Here is a 21,006-nt window from a genome sequence, read left to right as displayed (position 1 = left end):
TTAAGAAAATATTTATACCTAGTAAATTTTAAAAATAAAAAGAAAAATAAAATCACTATTTATAGTCTTAAAGAACCATTATAATTCGTGACTCGAAAATTTTACTTTGCGAAAAGGTACCTTGTACATAGAGAAAACGCAGGAATATATTGTTCTATTAATCATCTTTATACTTATACGATTTCTATAAAATTCCATTAATTCTATTCACAAGAATATTCAAATAACATATTGACATAATTGTAAGACTATTGTTACTATTTTACCTGTGGGAAATGAGTACAGAAGTTGGAAACATACATAATTTGAATTTCCTCGGAAAAACATTAGGGAGGCTACATTGTGCAAAACGGTTCAAAGAGCTGGAAAAGTTTGTATCTGTCGCTATGATCGCAGGTTTAGTTGCAAGTAACGGTGTTATGACTGCAAGTGCTACATCTGGCGATAAAGAAAGCCAATGAAAAGAGTTGCAGGCAATCAACGTTCTTTCCAATGAAAAAGCGGAATTGATCAAACAGCTTAAGAAAAAAGAAAATGATGAAATGGTTCAAAAAGATGCATTGGACCCGAACGAAGAAGTTCGAGTCATTGTTGAAATTGAAGGCCAGTCAGCGGTTGAAGTGGCATCTGCGAAAGGCGTCCAATACAAAGAGCTTGCGAAGACAGAAAGAGAACAGATTGAAACTCAATTAGTAAAAGCGCATACAAACGTGAAGAAAACCATTTCTTCCAAAGGCGTTGAGCTAAACTCACAATTCGATTATACGACGGCATTCAACGGCTTCAGCGGCGTGGTGAAATTCAGCGACGTTGAGAAGATCAAAGACTTGCCGAACGTTAAGAACGTATACATTGCAAACGAATACGAAAGACCAGAAGTAACGCCTGACATGACTACAAGCCATGATTTCATCCAGTCGCGCCAAGTATGGGCTGACAGCAAGTTCCAAGGTGAAGGCATGGTCGTTGCAGTTATCGACACTGGCGTCGATCCAACGCACAAAGATTTCAATATCACTGATGAGTCAAAAGTTGATTTGACGAAATCAGATGTTGATGGGCTGGTTTCAAAAGACGGCTTGAGAGGCACATACAAAAATGTGAAAGTTCCTTATGCTTACAACTATTATGATAAAAACGACCAAATCCAAGACGATGGCCCTGGCGCATCCATGCACGGCATGCACGTAGCAGGTACGGTCGGAGCAAATGGCGATGAAGAAAACGGTGGAATTAAAGGCGTAGCACCTGAATCCCAGATCTTGGGCATGAAAGTGTTCTCGAATGATGTCAACTTCCCGTCAACATTCTCTGATATCTACTTGGCAGCAATCGACGATGCAGTGAAGCTTGGCGCAGATGTATTGAACATGAGCCTAGGTTCAACTTCTTCGTTCTATGACGCTGACAGCGCAGAAGACAAGGCAATCACGAACGCTGTAAACAACGGCATCGTGGCAGCTGTATCTGCAGGCAACTCTGGACATATTGGATATGGCTACGACAACCCACATTACGACAATCCGGATTATGGTTTAGTTGGGTCTCCTGGACTTAACAAGGACACAATCCAAGTCGCAGCGACAGGAAATGTCGTAAACCACTTCACGCATGATGTCGAGTTCGATGATTTCACTGTTGAAGGATTTGGCGTGGATGACTGGACTGATTTCGAAGTAGAAGGCGATGACATCGAAGTTGTATCCTTGAAAGACTTGACTGGCAACCCGAGTGCACTGGGAGCTGCTGCAGACTATGCAAACATTGATGTAGAAGGAAAAGTTGTGGTCGTTGAACGCGGAGAGCATTCGTTCGCGGATAAAACAACTTGGGCGGCAGCAGCTGGAGCAGCCGGAATCATCGTTTATAACTCGGACAACCCGGTATTCTACAAAGATCAAGGCGGCTGGGATATCCCGTTCATGAAGATTACACGTGAAGACGGCTTAGAGCTTGAAGCAGCGCTTGCTGAAGACGGCGAACTTGGCGCTGATGTTGAACAAACGAATGTGGAAGAAGGACCAGAAGTGGGCCGTGCAACAGACTTCACATCATGGGGCGTAACTCCGGACCTTGAGTTCAAACCTGAATTGTCTGCACCAGGCGGAAATATCTTGTCGACGCTTGAAAACGACAAATATGGCGTCATGAGCGGAACATCCATGGCAGCTCCACACGTCGCGGGTGGCGCAGCACTTGTTCAGCAATACTTGAAAAACCATGACGAGTTCAAAAACCTTTCATTAGAAGAACGCACTCGCCTTGCTAAAGTATTGCTATTGAACACAGCTGACATCACTCACGGAAAATCAGGCGACACGATTTCCCCTCGCCGCCAAGGCGCAGGCATGATGCAGCTTAACGGCGCTGTCACGACTCCTGTAGTCTTGACTGAAAAAGCGACAGACGAAGCGAAAGTGAACGTTAAAGATTTCACTGGCGATTCATTCACATTCACATTGAAAGCTGAAAACTTGTCAGACAAAGCGGCAACGTATTCAGTCGACACTTCAGTGCTTGTCGATATGTTCCAGGAACAAGGCAATGTAACGTCCAACTTGCTCCAATCCGGCGCGCTTGAAGGAGCAAAAGTAACGGCTCCGGAAACAGTAACTGTACCAGCTAACGGAACAACGGACGTAACAGTGACAATCGATATCAGCGCAGGCAAAGTGCCAGGGCTTGATAAAGATGGCAACGCAATCACTAAAGCGCTTGAAGAAGATGTCTTTGTAGAAGGCTTCGTGAAATTGACAGCTGAAGAAGGATCGTCTAATCCTGATTTGGTCTTGCCATACATCAGCTTCTACGGCGAATGGGACCGTCCGGACATCATTGATTCCTTCGGTGTCGAAGAAAAAGACGAGCCGCACTTCTATCAGCGGTACTATGATCTAGGCATTAAAGATGCTGATGATGGAGCTTACTACTACGACCTCGTTGAAGTTGATGGCGAGTGGGTTTACCCGGTATCTCCAAACAATGACGGCTTGAACGATAAGATCAACGGCAATATCACGCTCCTACGCAACGCGGACGAGCTCCAAACAAATATCTTGAATGCGGAAGGCGAGAAAGTACGTACGGTCAATATCGAGAAAGATGTTCGCAAGAACTACTTTAACGGTGGATCAGGAACATACCTAAGCTATTCAGAGGCTCGCGCTTGGGATGGCAAATTGAAAGGAAAAGTAGCAGCAGATGGCTTGTACGAATATGAGTACAAAGCGAAAGTTGACTACGAAGATGCAGAATGGCAGAGCAAGTCATTGCCGGTTTACATCGATACAGTCGCACCAGAAGCTTCAGTTACTGTAAATGAAGATGACAACACATTGGAAGTTTCCTTGTCTGATGAAGGAGTAGGCGTCAAACAATTCTCCGTAAATATTGACGGCAAGCGTTTACCAGCGGAAGGTTACTTCAAACCAGAAGAAACAGTCATCGAACTGGATGAATTTGGTTTGGATGCTTCAGAAGCTGACAAAGTTGAAGTCGTAGTTTACGACCATGCTTATAACATGGGTTATGGAATCTCAAATGTGGATGATACTGTGAAACCAGTCATCTACGTGGATGATAACGGCCCAGCTGCTCTTGGCCTTTACGCAACAAACACTGTACCGGTTAAAGGGTATGTAGTGGAAGAAAACTTGAAGACTTTGAAAGTGAACGGCAAAGAAGTAGCATTCACTGAAACAGATAAAGGCTTTGAGTTCGATACAACAATCGAGCTTGAAACTGGCCGCCATGATGTGAAGTTCGAAGCGACAGATTACAACGGCAACACGTCTTCAATCATCCGTCCAGTTTATGTCGATACAACGAACCCGACGCTTGCAATCGACGCTCCTAGCGTTGTTGACCAAGATGAAGAGTCAGTGGAATTCGACATTACAGTAAAAGATAACTTCAATATGGTGAAACTATCACTTGATGGAGATGTGCTTTACAACCAAGACGTCTTTGATGAAATCACTTTGGCTGACCCAATCAGTAAAACAGTAACAGCGAAAGTCGACTTGGCACCTGGCGTTAACACGTTCACGGTTGTTGCAGAAGACGGCGCTGGCAACAAAGTTGAAAAAGAAGTGAAGATCGACCGTGTTGATTCTGAACTTCGTGCAGAACGTATCTCCGGTGCAGACCGCTACATCACTGCAGTTGAGTTGAGCCAAGAAGGCTGGGAATCTTCCGACACAGTCGTTCTTGCGCGCGGCGACAACTACGCTGATGCTCTAGCTGGTGTACCACTCGCGAAGCAACAAGATGCACCGCTTCTATTGTCCCGTACGGCTAAATTGCCTGCTGACACTTATGAAGAAATCAAACGCCTCGGCGCGAAAACAGTCCACGTTCTTGGTGGAACTGGAGCGATTTCTGAAGATGTCGTGAAGCAATTGAAATCTGACGGCATTACAGTAGAACGCATCAGTGGTGCTGATCGTTTCGAAACTGCAGCGAAAATTGCTGAGAAATTCGGTAAATCCGAATCAGCTATCGTTGTCAGCGGAACAAACTTCCCGGATGCTCTAAGCGTAGCTAGCTATGCTGGATCTGAAGGCACACCGATCTTGCTTTCCCGTACAGATTCAGTGCCGAATGCAACAAAAGCAGCATTGGTGAAATTGGGTGTGAAAAACAGCTTGATCATCGGTGGAACTGGCGCTATCAGCGAGAAGGCAGCTTCAGAGCTTCCTAACTCATTCCGTATCAGCGGTTCTGACCGTTACAAAACTTCACTTGAAGTAGCGAAATATTTCGGTAGCCCAACTGATACTGTTTACGTAGCAACAGGCAAATCTTATGCGGATGCTCTAGCAGGCGGCGCGCTGGCAGCGAAACATGACACTGGCGTCTACTTGGTAGGTAAATCCGTACCAGCAGAACTTGGCGAACACTTGCAGAAGAATGGCGTCGAATACGCGAAAGTGATCGGTGGATCACAAGCAGTATCCGATGAAATCCTGAAGCAATTGGACGAGTACTTGAACAACAAATAAGAAGCAGAAAACGGAGTGCCTGAGGGCGCTCCGTTTTTTTCTTTGCCTATGGCAGCTTGATTTTGACTTGTGGGCTAAGCGTTTCAATGAACATGTATTTTATAGAAGAAACTCATTCATTACTTGGACGAAAAAAAGCAATAAGAAATTGAAAAATGGAATAATCAACTTTGTTAAATTGGATAAAATAGTAAAAAAGAAAGTTTCATCAGAAAAAATGTAAACGTTTTCGAAATATTTATCAAAATTTTACTTACCTTCGAAATCTTTTGTAGTATTATGGGTAATAGGGACAAACGTCTTCATACATAGTCAGAAAGATACAGCCCTGAGAGACGTTCGTCAAAAAAAATTGATAGGATGGTGTAGAAATGCCGAAAAAGATTTTCACTTCTGTAATGGCGACGACACTGGCTTTGACAGTCGTCGGGATCTACGATTCGCAAAAAGCGGAGGCAGCTGAAGGCGATTTCGAGTTAACGATCATGCACACGAATGACACGCACGCGAACCTGGACAACGCGCCGAAACGCGCAACTTTGATCAAGCAGCTTCGTGCGGAGAATACGAACAACCTATTGCTTGATGCAGGCGACGTTTTTTCAGGCTCATTGTATTTCAACACCTTCGAAGGGCAAGCGGATTTGGCGTTGATGAATTATATGCAGTATGACGCCATGACGTTCGGTAACCACGAGTTCGACCTTGGTTCGAGCGAAGAAGGCCACGCTTCACTAGCTGAATTCGTTGGCGGAGCAGACTTCCCGTTGGTCGGGGCTAACGTTGATTTCTCAGGCGATGCGAATATGTCACCGCTGGTAGCAGGCGAAGCGTTTACGAAAACGGCTGCTAACGGACAAATCTACAGCGGCGTTGTGAAAGAAGTGAACGGTGAGGAAGTTGGGATCTTTGGCTTAACAACTGCTGAAACAGCTGACATTTCAAGCCCGGAAGATATCCTTTTCACTGATTATATCGACGCGGCAAATGAAGCAGTTGAATGGTTTGAAGGACAAGAAGTCAATAAAATTGTTGCTTTGACGCACATCGGCTATGACGATAACGCAGCAGTCGATAACGACCGTACGCTCGCTGCAGAAGTAGATGGAATCGATGTAATCGTCGGCGGACATACACATACAAAATTATTGCCACCAGTACAAGTTGAAGATACAGTCATCGTCCAAGCGAACGAATATAATAAGTTCCTTGGCCAATTGGACGTCACTTTCGATGAAGCTGGAAATGTAACAAACTTTGTCGGTGAGCACCACGAAGTTGCGCTTGCTGAAGAAGATGCAGAAGCGGCAGAAATCCTTGAGCCATTTAAAGAAGAAGTGGAAGAATTGAAAGAAACGGAAATCGGTGTTGAAGCAAATGTCTTCTTGAACGGCACGCGCGGAGAGTTCGGAATTCGTGCAAGCGAGACGAACCTTGGAAACTTCATCACGGATGGCATGCTCGCAAAAGCGCAGCAAATCAATCCTGATACAACGATCGCCCTACAAAACGGCGGAGGCATCCGTGCTTCCATCGAGCCAGGCCCAATCACTTATGGTGAAGTATTGACAGTCTTGCCATTCGGCAATGCCTTGGCAATCATGGAAGTCACTGGCCAGGAACTCAAAGATGCTCTTGAGCACAGTGTCCGTGAATACCCGAAAGAAAACGGCGGATTCCTTCACGTATCTGGCATGTTTTTCAACTATGACGGCAAAGCACCAGTAGGCGAACGCGTCTTGTCTGTCTTTGTTGACACAGGTGGGGAAACTTACGACGAATTGAATTTGGAAGAAACGTATACAGTCGCAACGAACTCGTTCACTGCTAAAGGCGGCGACGGTTTTGACTCATTTGGTAAAGCTTATGAAGAGGGACGTGTTACTGAGCCTGGCTTCACAGACTGGGAAATGTTCGAAGAGCATGCACAATCCTTCGCTGATGAAGGTGTAGAGCCATACGAAGAGCGCCGTATCAACCAAGTGCGCTTGTCTGGTGAAAACCGTTACGAAACAGCAATCGCCGTTTCGAAACAAGGCTGGGAATCAGCTGATACTGTAGTCATCGCTCGCGGCGACCAATATGCGGACGCTTTGACAGCAGCTCCACTAGCTGACCAAAACGAAGCTCCAATCCTATTGACTCGCTCTGGCGCATTGGCTTCTGGCGTCGCTGAAGAAATCGCACGCCTTGGCGCAACAAATGCCATCGTACTTGGCGGCACAAAAGCCGTTTCAGCTGATGTGGTAGCTGAACTTGAAGAACTTGACCTTGATGTTCAACGCATCGGCGGGGAAACACGTTATGATACAGCTGTTGCCATCGCGAATGAACTTGAAACAGCAGCAACTGATGCAGTTGTCGTAAGCGGCTTGAACTTCCCGGATGCTTTGTCCGCTGGTTCTTATGCAGCAGTCAACGACAAGCCAATCCTGTTGACGCGTCCTGACCGTATCCCATCTGTCATTGCGAACGAACTTGAAAATTATGATACAACAACGATCATCGGCGGATCGCAAGCTGTTTCTGAAGACGTAGCGGACGAATTGCCGAACGCTGACCGCATCAGCGGCGCAGACCGTTACCTGACTTCTGCAGCAGTTGCAGATCGCCTGTTCGATGGCGCGGTTGAAGGCTTGGCTGCAAACGGCCAGAACTTCCCTGATGCTTTGACAGGGAACGCTCTTGCAGCAGCATATGAAGCACCGATGCTTCTTGTTAAGAAAGACAGCGTCAACTCTGTTGTTGAAAATCGTGCGCATTACTATGGCACAGTCTTCACTTCAGGCGGAACGCAAGTCGTTTCTCCAGAAGTCATCAAAGCATTGCACGATTAATCGAAATATCAATACCCGGCTGCTAAGGCAGCCGGGTATTTTTATGTCTTCTCAACTTCTATTCGTAAAGATATTGAGAAAAGTATTAAGACCTGGTTAAGAATCCGTGAGATTCCGTATTTTTTCCATATTTTATAGTAGACTATCTATAGAGATTATGTAGAGAAACGGAAGTGACAACAATGCAAAAAATCGTAACATTCTTAGCGGCGATCATGGTCGCCTTCACAGCCTTCCTCATTTGGCCGCAAAAAGACCAAAGTGAAGGGTTTGGGGATGCAGAAGCACCAGACCGAAAAGAAACAGCTTCAACAGACACCAAGCCAGATGAATCGCCGGAACCAGAACCCGTGGAACCTGAACCGTTCGAACTGACTTTGATCCATACGAACGACACCCATACAGTTATGGACAATATCGCACGGCGAGCTTCACTGATTGAAGACATTCGCGAAACCAGCACCCATCATCTTTTATTATCGGCAGGGGATGTGACCTCTTGGGAAATTGGGCGAAAAGCGCAGGATTCGCTCGCCAATGCCGTGTTCATGAACCACCTCGATTACGACGGGATGGTGCTCGGCAACCACGAGTTCGACCTCGGTGAAGGAGTCGTCGACCATGGCCCGCTCAGCACCTACGTAGAACATGCGGCGCATCCAGTGCTTGGCGCCAATGTCGACTTCTCGCAAGATCAATTCCTTGAACCCTATGCATACTATAGCTATACGGAAGAGCCCGTAGATGGCCGCATCAATAAAGGCTTCGTGCAAACAGTTGGCGACGAAAAAATCGGCATCTTCGGCATCACGCATTATAAGGAAGTCGTGACCGTACCTGGTGACGTATCGTTCGCAGATTATACAGAAGCTGCTAAAAATGCCGTCGCTCATTTTGAATCGATCGGCATCGATAAAATCGTGGCGCTGACACATATCGGCGTCGGGCATGATCGGACATTGGCCAAAGAAGTGCCAGGAATCGACGTCATTATCGGCGGCCACTCGCACGTTACGACCAACCCGCCGAACCAGATCGGCGATACCTTGGTCGTGCAGACCGGCGAATACGATACCAACCTCGGTGAACTGAACGTCGTTTTCGACGAAGCAGGCAAGATCGTCGACCATTCCGGCAAACTGCACCCGACCAAAAACGCAGAAATCCATCCAGACACAGCACGCGTGCAGGAACTGTTCGATGAAGCCACAGCACTCGGCATCGTCAGCTACGAAGACTTTATCGGACATGTCATCAAAGCCGGCGAACTCGATACATATGAAGCGTTTATCAAGTGAACACAAAACAGGCACCCATTCGCGATGAAGGGGTGTTTGTTTTTTTGTGGGATAGGATGTATGGAGAGAAAAAGATGAGAGAGGAACAGTTTCCACTTTCGACTTCGTTTCAGGGGCACGCTTTCCGGAGGGCTCGCATTGAGCCGCTTCGTCGCTGCGCTCCTGCAGGGTCTCAATTGTCTCGCTAATCCTCCCGGAGTCGGCCCCTTCCACTCCGTCTCTAATTTTAGAGAGGAAGGAAATTTATTCTGTTCACTAAATAAAAAGTGTGAAGATACTTCAGGCTTTTTAAGTTGTATCACCTTAATCAAAGACAAGACGATCACGAGTGCTAATTTTAACGAAAGCGTTTCGATTTAACATCATAGGGACAGATGTTTCATCCCGAGAAGCGATTCCCCCACTAGCCGGCAACTCCATACAGAAGCAGGTCCGATTAAACAAGCTGCTCACAACGAATTCTCTTAGCTGTCGAGCGCTAAGGGTGAGCCGATGCCGTAAGACAGTCGTTCTTTCTGGCTTATGGCAAGAGGCCAACCCAAAGCCCGGCAGCGACTACTAAGCTGATGCTGAAATCAATAATTGCAACTGTTGCACACGAAAATCACCGCAACCTCCACACAAGCTCGACTCGGGAAGCGATTTCCCCACTAGCCGGCAACTCCATACAGAAGCAGACCTGCTTAAACAGTCCGTTTGTAATGAAATCTCTCAGCCGCTGGCGCCAAGGGTGAGCCGCCGCAGAGGACAAGAAGTTTGTTTGAGCATCACATCAAGCACCTTGCTCCCACATCTGCTATGCAGATGCGTCGCAAATGAAATGACTCAACTTCCTTTCGCCATTTCATTGGCTTATTGCCAAAGGCCAACCCAATGCAAGGCGGCGACTACTAGAATGAAGCTAAAATCAAACATCGCAACAATTCCACAACCAATGCCTCACTATCTTCGTATACATCTCCACACAAAATTCCCAACCCATAAAAAAAACCCTTCTCCCGGAATCCCGGAAGAAGGGCACGCATTAATACGAATCAACATCCGACTGCGACAAATGCCAATCAGCCAGCTCGTCATAGGCACCCGTGCCAGTGAAATCTTTGATGACAAACGGCATCGGGCTATTGATATGGAAAAAGCCGGCTTTCTTCAATGCACGGTAGCGCGGGCTATCCGGCACGGCCCAGCAATTGAGCGCGTCTGCTTTAGTGAAGCGGCGGATTGCCTTCAATTGATCCGCAATGATCGCTTCATCATTCGGCCCGAACAAATCAACAATCGTTGCAAAGCTCACGCCATTTTCTTTCGTTTCCTCGTGCAGAACGCAATAGCCTTCTGCATAGCCATTCTGCTCTAAAGTATACACTTGGTAATCCTTTGTCGGATGGTCAAGGAAACGACGCTCGATATAGCCGCCGCTGCGTTTGGCATGAAGCGGGTATTGATTTTCAAAACGTCCGTATAACATATCGGCCACTGCGAGGCGATCGCCAAGTTCACGCAATTGATGCGTGCTCTTTTTTGGAACGCTCACAGAAAACACTTTGTCGAGCGGCGACTGGATCGCTTTTAACTTGCCGACCTTTGCCGCAAGCAAAGCTCCTGGCTTATTGACGGCAAGAAAGCGGGGGACATTCCCGAGATCCTTGCCGCCAGCCACTTTCATGAACACTTGCTTAGCCGTTTCAGCAGGGAAACCGTAGAGGATATCGAGCCCTTCCGCTTCACATTCCTGGATCATGCGGGAGACGATTTGCTTGTAGATGCCGCGCCCTTGGAAATCTGGATCGACCATGATGTCGACCCGTTCGCCAAGTGATAGTTCCGTTCCTTGCTGGCGCGCCGTCAGCTTCAAGAAAGCGGCATGGCCGTTAATGTGGCCGTCTTCTTCTGAAACGACAATTGTCGCGCTCTCTGGAAAGGTCTCGAATTTCCATTGCCATTCAGCAAGTGAACGCTTTTTGCCGAACACTTTTTCATAAAGGGCATTGATGCCGATTTCGTCGCCTGTCTGGTAAAGGCGGATCATAAGGTTTCACCGTCATCCCGGAATCCGAAATCTTCCCGGCGAGACGCTGCAGCTAGAAGTGCGAAGAACGCGAGCCCGAAAATATCGGATTCCCATAGGTTGTAAACAAGGCCCATGAAATACGCACCCAGCAAGATGCTGGCAGTTAGTGAATACAGATAGCTTTCCTTATGCTTCTTGCCATAGCGCCAAAGCATCAACAGCAAGAAAGCAGCAAAGGCGATAACGCCGAGTACGCCCGTTTGGACAATGATTTGGATGTATTGGTTATCGGAATAGAACTTGTGGCCGATTTCGTATTCATCATAAATCGGCGAGCCGTTTGAGAGGGTAGTGGAATCGCCGAACGTGGCAAATCCAGTCCCGATAATAGGATAGTCTTTAAATACTTCAAAGCCGGTTTTGACGATGAACAAGCGGCCCGAGCTTTGGCTGCCGGTGACAGTGTCTTCGCTGAACGTACTGCCGATGCGGTCGCGGAAGCCAGACTGTCCACCGACATCGAATTGCTGAATATTGGTGACTTTTTCAGAACCAATGTCGGTGCTCTCAAAGTAATTAGTCAATAGATTCAACGGCAAAACAACGAGTACCAGTGCAATCGCCGTATATTTGACGAAGTCGATGAGTATGCTCAGTTTGCGCGTCATGATCAGGAAGGCGATGGCGGCGATCAAGAATCCGCCCCAAGTGCCACGTGAATACGTCAGTACCAAAATACCGACCAATAGGACATTCAAAATATCCATATAGCGCGGATTGAATTCCTTCAATTTATTCTTCGCGTAATAGAAGGCGATGAATGCGAACATCAAGTAAATGCCGAGCACGTTCGGGTTGCCGAGCATGCCGTATATGCGTACGCGGTTTTTCGCCGACAACGCCATGGCCTCCCATGATTCTGGCAGGAACATATTGCGGATGGACAGTTTTTCAGTGATCGCCTGGATGATGACCAAAATCGCTGTCCAGATGAAAATCCACACGAGGTTGACGAGGTCTTTACGTGTGATCCCAATGCGGTAGACGATGTAATACACCAGGTAAAAGAGCAGGAACTGGCGCAATTGCATAGCGATCAGGATCGGGCTGATGCCCATGATAAGTGCAGAAATCGAACCAATGGCCAGAAAAGCGAAATAGGCGTATTCGAAGTTCTTGAAGTGGAATAATTTCCCTATTGTTTTGCGGTTCATCCAGAATACCTGGAACAGCGCACCGAATACGATAGCTTCGGTCAAATAGCTGAGCCCCGGGTTGTATTGCGTGACAAATTCACGGACCGGGATGTAGACGAACAGCAACAGGATACCGTGCTTCGGATTGATGAACGCATAGGCGAACAACACGGCCGTCAGGGCATAGCCGATGATGGCGAGCTCTGAATAACCTATTAACATGATGGCGATCAAGGCGATGAGCCAAAACCATTTTTCGTTATCGTTCTTAAAAAAGTTCATAATATCCTCCAAATGCATTTATAATTAGCGGCTTTGATAAATCGCCTTTTTCAACTTCAAATTCTTGAAGATGGCCCACCACAAAGTGACGGTGCGGTTCGCTTGCTTGAAATGATTTTCGTACTGGCGGTCTTCGGTCTTCAAGTGATCGGCCGCCTGGATAAATTGCTGCGGTGTGTTTTCGATGAAGGTTTCTACGTAGCGTGCGTTTGTATCGTTTGTTTGGGCAGCTTTGATTTCAGCGAGCGCCAAAAATCCATCGAATGCGATCACTTGGCTTTTGAATGCTTCAGTCGCCCGTTGTTTGAGCGGGAATTGATCGGTAATGTCCATAATACAATTGATTTCCTCTGGCGGTACAGGGCAATTGATCTCATATTCGCGGACGACTTTTGGCTGATGGGCCGTATGCTTCAAGGCATCAGCCACCAAATGGGCGCTGTACACATGATCCGGATGGGCGTCGATCAAGCTCGTTGTATAGATTGTATCAGGACGGATCTCATCGATCAGTTCTCCGAAACGTTCGCTCGAAGCGACATGCTTGATCTCGCTGTCAGGATAATCAAGATAACGAACATCTGTGAAGCCGAGCAGATCCTGGATGGAGCGCAACTCTTGCTTACGGGTTTCAGCCAAGGCATCGGCTTCAACCGGAGCAGCGTTGCTGTTTTTGCCATCGGTGATAATGGCGATGGTGACTTGCGCGCCGGCATCGGCATAACGGCGGATGGTTCCGCCAAGCCCAATCGTTTCGTCGTCGATATGCGGCGCAAATACAAGCACGCGCTCCGCCGGTTCAAGCGGAGTGAGCGGTTTGTCCGCTTTGTAAAAGCGTCGTAAGGATGCCTTGATCGCCGGATTCAGCACCGGCGCAGCATTTTTCATGATTGCCTGTTTCATAATGCGAAAAACTCCTTATGATTTTCTAAGCTTGCTGATGAGGAAGCGTGCGATTTCCGTTTTCAAGGCGAGAGCCGCGATGACGTAGACAATGGCGCCGATGATCGCGGTCAGGCCGAAGCGGATATAGATATGAAGATCTTCGAGTATTCCGGATGCGAGCCATAAGGTAATAGCATCGCAGCGGTCGCTGCAAAAATCTTGGCCGCGTCTTTCACGATAAAGCGCGAATCGAGCTTGCCTTGCGTTCGGTTAAAGACGATCCAGTTAAGCGCAAAATAGACGAGCGCCATGACGGATGAAGCAAGTGGAATCGCCAAATACGAATCAAGAATGGCAATGAACAGGAAGTTCAATGCGACATTGAGCGCGATGGAGAACAAGGAAATGCGCAAAATGACGTGGCCTTGTTTTTTTGAATAGAAAGCTTTGTTCAAGATGTTCTGCAAACTGAAGAACAATACCGATCCCAGATACAGATAGCCGACATTGGCAGTGGCTGTCGTCGCGTCCGCTGTAAAGGCGCCGCGTTCATAGACGATCGTGATGAGATCTTGCATCAGCCACATCATTCCCGCAACAGCCGGCAGCAAAACCAAAAGCGTCAACATCAAGCCATATTCGATACCTTGCTTGAAACTTTTTTCATTGGCATTCGCAATGGCTTTCGACAAAATCGGGAAAATAATCGTCCCGATGGTTACGCCGATGATCGCTTGCGGGAAGTGGACGATGTTCTTGGCGTAGTTAACGTAGTTGACTGCTGAATCGCTGAACGAACTGGCAAAGATATTGTCGATTGTCAAATTGACCTGGCCGACCATAACTGTAATAGCGACCGGGATGAAAATGATCGAAAAGGGCTTGATTTCTTCCCAATCGAGTTTGCCGATTACTTTATGGCTACCTTTAGGGACGAACCAGAGCCGTTTGGCAATATACGATAACAGCGCACCGGCCAAATAACCAAACGCCATTGAGTAGGCGCCGATCTGATCTGCAAACAGCAAGGTGCTTAGAATGGTGCTGCCAATAACGATGATCTGCGAAATGACTGACAGGGAGAATTTGTTCTCCGCATCAAGATAGGCCTCGTAAACCGCGTTCAATGACACTAGAAAAACGGCTATGAAGAAGATGACCGCTAAAGCAACACTCAATTCAATCGCTTCAGCTCGAACATCGGGCTGAAGATTAGGGAACTGAAACAGCAAAGGCAATAGCAACGGGGATACTACTGCGCCGATAGCGGAGACAATCAATCCGAGTACCATCGTTCCACGGATGATCTGGGAGAAATGATGATGGCCCTTGCCATCCGCCTGTGCATGGATGAAACTTGGCACGAAAGCGTTCTTCATGCCGGTAGTGAAGAATAAAATAAAGGTATTTGCCAAAGCGAATGCAGCGAAATATGCAGCTGATTGATAGGAATCCCCAAATTGATAGGCAATAACCATATCCCGGAGAAGCCCGGAAATTTTCAAAAACAGCGACGCGATGACAAACAAAATACCGGTAATAGCAAGTTTTCTACCCAAAACTAAATCCTACTTTCTTCAAATGGTTAAGCGGTGAAACGAAACCAAATTCTTTCCTTATATATAGGAGCAATAATCTCCCAATTCCATTTTCCTATCTTATCACGAAACCTCTAGTTTAGACGTCTCTGGTGATTATGTTGCGGAAAAATTCACATATGACAAGCTTACAGGACTAATGGATTAATCAATGTACAAAATTAGAAAATAGCTTTCTCTTGCACCTAATATACAGGATAAAAAGGGAATATTATAAATAATTTGGTCAAAATAAAGAAATTTACAAATATTCAATAAAGCGTTTACATATGTCTAGTATACTAAATCCGTATGACAATAAATTATCAGAGGAGTGAAGGTTTGTGACAAAAAGCGCGTTCAGCAAGATCTTTTTGAGTCTCCTATTGGCTTTATCAGCTGCCTTGCCATATATGGCGACAGCCGAAGCAGCAGAAACCATTTCAGTTGCAGAAGCCATTGAAAACAATACAGGAACAGCAACGGTGAAAGGCTTTATCGTTGGGACTGCAACTAGCGGCACCAATTATGACCAGGAAGCTCCATTTACTTCAGCAACCAACTTAGGTTTGGCGGATTCCCCGGATGAAACCGACCCGGCGAAAATCTTGCCGGTTCAATTACCGACAGGATCGACTCGTGCCGGATTGAACCTTGTAGACAATCCAGGTAATTTCAAAGCAGAAGTGACAATAACCGGCACACTTGGAGCTTATTTCTCAGTTCCTGGCCTGCGTTCTGCTAATGCTTTTACAATCCTGTCTGAAGGCGAAGCACCGCCGACCGCGACACCGGTTGAAAATGTCCAAGCGGCACGTGACTCAGCAGGCGAATTGATTTCTGTCGAAGCGACTGTGACGACTGAAACAGGATTCTGGGGCGGCAACGCTTTCTATGTGCAGGATGAAACAGCGGGCATTTATGTCTACACATCGAGCGCGTCTGTAACGGCAGGCGATATCGTCCGCTTGGAAGGCAAGGTTTCCGAATACAGCGGCGAGTTGCAATTGCAGCCGAACACAGTAGAAGTCCTAAATTCCGGAACCGAATTGCCGGAAGTACAGACAATTTCACCGGCAGGCGTCAATGAAGAGACTCAAGGCGAACGCATTTCGATCGAACGCGTCGAAATCACTAACTTGAAATCCGTTAACGATTACGGAACGTTTGAGTTCACGGCAGTCACGGAAAATGGCGAGCAAGTCGTCGTCCGCAATGACAATCGCAATGGCTTGACGTTCGAAGATTTCACGAAACAATACAAAGAAGGCGACTTGATTTACCTTTCAGGCATCGCTTCGAAATACAACTCGACTTACCAAGTGAAAACGCTGGGCTTCGAGAGCTTCGAGCTTGTCAACAAGCCTGCTGTGTACACAGACATCTTCCCGGGCGTCGTCTCGGAAGGTACTGAAATCACGCTTGCAAGCGGCTTGGATAATGCAACAATCCATTACACCTTAGACGGATCAGAGCCGACAACGGACAGCGCAGTTTATTCTGAGCCGATCGTCCTGACGCAAGATACGGTGATCAAAGCGATCGCAGTGACAGGCGAAACATCAGAAGTTTTTTCATTTGATTACACGGTCCTGAAAACAGAGGACTTGAAAATCCGCGACATTCAAGGACAAGGGCATTACTCGATCTACGAAGATGCAACAGTGAATGAAGTGACGGGTGTCATCACGCATTTCTATAACGGCGCAAACTTTGTGATCCAAGATACAGAAGGTGACGGCGACTGGAAAACTTCAGAAGCGATCATCGTCAACAAATCATCTGCATCCAGCAGCCTGGCTGTCGGGGATGTCGTAACGGTCGCGGGAACGGTCGAAGAATGGTTCTATAAGGGCTATTCCGATATGCGCGAAAACGATTTGCCACTCACACGCATCCGTTCGACGGACGTTGTGAAAACAGCAACAGCAGAACTACCTGAACCGATCGTTATCGGCGAAGATGTCTTCCCACCGACTCAAAATATCGACAATGACGGCTTGACGGAATTCCAGCCGGAAGAAGACGGCATTGATTTCTGGGAGTCACTGGAATTGATACGTGTCAGCGTAGCTGAGGCACAAATCGTTGGCCCACAAAATTACGGCGAAGTATTCGTCGTATCGAAAAATGCGACAAATAATGAGTTCCACAAGCAAGACGGAATCCTTCTTGAAGAAGACGATTTCAATCCGGAACGTATCACCGTCACAACAGGTGAAGGCGTCGTCGCAAAAGCGGGCGATACATTTGCTGAAGCTCCAGTTGGCGTTCTCGGCTACGGATTCGGCAACTACCAGATCTGGACGGACGAAACCGAAGTGCCGGAAATTGTAGATGGCGGAACTGAGCCGGAACAGACATGGATCGAAAACGCAGATGATAAATTGACGGTTTCCACGTATAACGTCGAGAACTTCTCTGCAGACCCGAGCCACACATCAGATGCTAAAGCACAGCGCATCGCAGAATCATTCGTCAACGACTTGAACTCACCGGACATCATCGCGATGGTCGAAGTACAGGACAGCGACGGGCCGATTGCTTCAAAAGACTCTGATGCGACCGCTTCTTATGAGCGCCTCATCGAAGGCATCCAAGCTGCAGGCGGTCCTGAATACGCTTGGACAGACATCGCACCGGAATACAACCAGGATGGCGGACAGCCAGGCGGCAACATCCGCGTAGGCTTCTTGTACAATCCGGACCGCGTTGATTTGTCTGAAGGCGAAAAAGGAACAGCGACAGAGGACAACTCGTGGACAGATTCAGGCGACCTTGAATTGAACCCGGGACGCGTACAACCGATTCCAATGCCAAACACACGTAAGCCACTCGCGGCACAATTTGAATTCCAAGGCGAAGAAATTGTCGTTATCGCAACGCATTTGAACTCCAAAGGCGGAGACCAAGGCTTGTTTGGGCAAAACCAGCCGCCGGAATTCACTTCTGAAGTGGAACGCATTGAATTGGCGCATGCCATTAATGGCTTTATCGAAGAAGGACTCGAGAAGAATCCGGAACTCAATGTCGTCGTCACTGGCGATATGAACGATTTCGAATTCACGCCGGCACTTGATGCACTAGAAGGCGACATCTTGACGAACAAAGTCAACGATGTTCCTGAAGAAGACCGTTTCTCTTATTACTACCAAGGCAACTCGCAAGTGCTCGATCACTTGTTGGTGACGAACAATTTGGCGGACAACACAGAACTTGATATGGTCCATATTAACTCGATGTTTATGGAAGAACATGGACGCGCATCGGATCATGATCCACTACTTGCACAAATCACGTTCGACAAACCGCAAGTGCCTGGTGAACAGGAAGCGGATCCGGACCTTTCAGGTGAAGAAGCAGTCATCACAGCCGGTGAATTCGATGAAGACGGTACACTCGACATCACATTCACAGAAGGCACAATCGATGAACTTCTTGAAAGCGGCAAGGATTTGACCGTTCAACTGGAACAAGCGAACTTCACATTCACGGCAGCCAACCTCCAGCAATTAGCGGAAGCGGCTGGCGAAGAAATGACGCTTGCCCTTGCAGTCGATGACGCCGAACAAGTAGACAAACGCCCTGCACTCAGCGACCAGCTTGATATCGCTGTACTCGGAGCGGACGGCGAAGAACTCGGCCTGACACTCAGCGAACCGATGGAATTGAACTTCCTGACGAATCCGGATGTCAAAGTCCAATTCGGCGCACGCCAAGATGATAGAGGCAAATGGAAGATCATCCAGGGCGACCTGAATGGCGAAACTTTCACGCTTGAAGTGAACGAGTTCGGCAACTACACCGTTATTACGAACAAAGGGCAATTGAAGAAGAGCAAGAAATAACGAATGGAGCCGCCGGTTTGTACCGGCGGCTTTTTTTGTCTTCACTCAAGTAAAAATCTTCCGGGTCGGGCTTGCCCGTAAACGTTCCTTTTTCAATTCCGGCTTGCTATAATGAACTCACATTACCGGAAGCGGGTTGAGACTATGGAAAAACGGATGATGCAATGGCTGATGGTTTTCCTGTCGGCGATGATTCTCGCGGCTTGCGGAGGGACGGAGACAGAGGCGCCGCCCGAAGCTGAAACAGAGCAGACGGATTCCCCGGTCGATACGGCCGCTCAGGAAAAAGCCGTGATGATAGCGAATGCCAAGACACATGTCTACACGATCTATACCGATTTCGAGCAAGGGTCCGGCTTTTTATTCAATAACCAGGGCGACATTTTGACGAACGCCCATGTCGTGCGAGATGCCACGTTTATTTCACTCGTCAATAGCGACGGCCAGGAATTTGCCGGCAAAGTGATCGGCATGTCGCTCGATGAGGATTTGGCGCTTGTCCGTGTTGAAGACCTCGCAGGAAAAGAGCCACTTGAGCAGGAAATGCAACCGGTCGATATCGGCACACCGGTTATCGCCATCGGCAGCCCCGAGAACGCAGCGAATACTGCGACTGAAGGGGAAATCACCGACACCGGCGTCGATTTCTCGGAAGTCTTTGTCTATACGGATCTTTATGAAATGAATGCTTTGATCAAGCAGGGCTCAAGCGGCGGGCCGTTACTCGATGCAAGCACCGGCCGCGTGCTCGGCATCAATTCGGTCATGCTTGAAGACAATCCCGAAATCGGCTATGCAATCCCGCTTTATTTGAAAAAGGAAATGTTGGATAGCTGGGCGAACAACCCAGATCCGCTTCCTGAATCGCAATTGGTGGAACCGTCCGTAAAGGATGCGTATTTTGAAGAAGCGCTATTATCGAGTTTCATCGAAGCCTATTATGACTTGCTGCCGTATTCGATGAATGACGAGGAGCTGAATTATTATTCTTCCTATTTAGTACAGGGAAGCCAGGCGGTTGAAGCGGTAGACAGCGTCGTCCAAGAGTATTCAGCGGATGGCCGCGTGTTCGATTCCGTCGTGCCGGAAGTCAGTTCCGTCGAAATTGAAGGCGACCGTGCATACGTCGAAGCCGGCGCAGTATTCAATTACCACGAAGCAAACGGCGAGACCGGAACAATCGACCACCGGCGCCTCTATACCGTTGTGATCGATGAGTACGGGGATTATCAGATTGAATATGTAGAAGAATAATAGGAGCCTCCGTTTTTGGAGGTTCTTTTTTTTTAGTGGATTTAGAGTGGGGAGCTTGCGCTGCAACCGGACGCTTTCCGGAGGGCTCGCATTGAGCCGCTTCCCTCGCTTACGCTCAGTCCAGGGTCTCAATTGTCTCGCTATACCTCCCGGAGTCGCCGGTTTCCGCTGCAGCCCTAGTTTTAGAATGAAAACGAAATGCATCGTTCATTGAAGACCGTGTGTGTGAAATGAAAGCTTGCTTGCAAGAGGCAGAACAGTACCATGGTGTCAGTAAATCGATTCCAACTCATTTTCACTTTCGATTATCAATCAATCAAACAAACCAAAGCGGACGAAATCGACAAAACCACTCAACTAGTCACTTATCTATCCAATGGAATCTAAAAGCAGCATCGCGCTTAAGGGTGAAGCGAAGCCGGAAAATGATAAACTTCGCATACTCCACTAGATTGGGAAATGAACGTATAACTTTGCTCCCACATCTGCAAAAGCAGATGCGTCGCAAATGAATCGGCTCAACTGCCTTTCGCCAATTCATTGGCTCATTGTGAAAGCTCAAACCCAAGCGAGGCTGCGGATAACTAGTAGATGAAAAGTGCAAGCTAATTCCAATTAAACAACAAAACTCCTGCTATCTTAATTTCAAAAAGTTTTGAATTCGCTAGCCAGCTATGGTATTCTATTGCCGACAATAAAAAAATATCGCTATTCCACTAGGGGAGCCAAGTTGGCTGAGACGGACAAGAGTCCGGACCCTTTGAACCTGATCTGGATCATACCAGCGTAGGGAAGTGGGCGAATTGTGAGCTTTT

The 21,006-nt window shown here is 47.5% G+C and carries 9 protein-coding genes and 1 riboswitch; of the genes, 5 read left to right on the top strand and 4 right to left on the bottom strand.

Annotated elements, in window-relative coordinates; genetic code table 11:
• The first annotated feature begins 467 nt into the window (after window positions 1-467).
• The 3 genes from CW734_RS19470 (at window position 468) to CW734_RS14010 (ending at window position 9,138) form a co-directional block, all read left to right on the top strand.
• The gene (locus CW734_RS19470) at window positions 468-5,003 is read left to right on the top strand and encodes a cell wall-binding repeat-containing protein (protein WP_269801464.1); all 4,536 of its coding nucleotides are present in this window, start codon (window positions 468-470) and stop codon (window positions 5,001-5,003) included.
• Window positions 5,004-5,374: 371 nt separating this feature from the next.
• A complete protein-coding gene (locus CW734_RS14015; protein ID WP_101191202.1) occupies window positions 5,375-7,840 on the top strand; it encodes a cell wall-binding repeat-containing protein in 2,466 nt (821 codons plus the stop codon).
• 182 nt (window positions 7,841-8,022) lie between these two features.
• Entirely contained in the window at window positions 8,023-9,138 is a 1,116-nt protein-coding gene (locus tag CW734_RS14010) for a bifunctional metallophosphatase/5'-nucleotidase (RefSeq protein WP_101191200.1), read from the top strand.
• Window positions 9,139-10,162: 1,024 nt separating this feature from the next.
• Here CW734_RS14010 and CW734_RS14005 read toward each other — a convergent pair.
• The 4 genes from CW734_RS14005 to murJ form a co-directional block, all read right to left on the bottom strand.
• Window positions 10,163-11,167, bottom strand: a complete 1,005-nt coding sequence (locus tag CW734_RS14005; RefSeq protein WP_101191198.1) for a GNAT family N-acetyltransferase — start codon at window positions 11,165-11,167, stop codon at window positions 10,163-10,165.
• Window positions 11,164-12,627, bottom strand: a complete 1,464-nt coding sequence (locus CW734_RS14000) for an O-antigen ligase family protein (protein ID WP_101191196.1) — start codon at window positions 12,625-12,627, stop codon at window positions 11,164-11,166. Before CW734_RS14000 ends, CW734_RS14005 begins: the two co-directional genes overlap by 4 nt.
• A gap of 24 nt (window positions 12,628-12,651) precedes the next feature.
• Window positions 12,652-13,530 (bottom strand): PIG-L deacetylase family protein, encoded by an 879-nt coding sequence (locus CW734_RS13995; RefSeq protein ID WP_101191194.1) that lies wholly within the window; start codon window positions 13,528-13,530, stop codon window positions 12,652-12,654.
• A 110-nt stretch (window positions 13,531-13,640) separates the two neighbouring features.
• Window positions 13,641-15,071 carry a murein biosynthesis integral membrane protein MurJ gene (murJ, locus tag CW734_RS13990; RefSeq protein ID WP_232787072.1) on the bottom strand — a complete coding sequence of 477 codons (1,431 nt, stop codon included), beginning with the start codon at window positions 15,069-15,071 and terminating at the stop codon, window positions 13,641-13,643.
• A 362-nt stretch (window positions 15,072-15,433) separates the two neighbouring features.
• On the opposite strand from murJ, the gene CW734_RS13985 reads away from it, so the two are divergent.
• Complete coding sequence (locus CW734_RS13985; RefSeq protein ID WP_101191192.1) at window positions 15,434-18,937, top strand: DUF6359 domain-containing protein; 3,504 nt, start codon at window positions 15,434-15,436, stop codon at window positions 18,935-18,937.
• Window positions 18,938-19,081: 144 nt separating this feature from the next.
• Window positions 19,082-20,191, top strand: coding sequence for a S1C family serine protease (locus CW734_RS13980; protein ID WP_232787071.1), 1,110 nt, complete (start codon window positions 19,082-19,084; stop codon window positions 20,189-20,191).
• A 708-nt stretch (window positions 20,192-20,899) separates the two neighbouring features.
• Window positions 20,900-21,001, top strand: a riboswitch (TPP riboswitch).
• Window positions 21,002-21,006 lie beyond the last annotated feature (5 nt).

It is taken from the genome of Planococcus sp. MB-3u-03 (genome assembly GCF_002833405.1).
GTDB lineage: Bacteria > Bacillota > Bacilli > Bacillales_A > Planococcaceae > Planococcus.
This window is presented reverse-complemented; position numbering and strand designations above follow the sequence as displayed.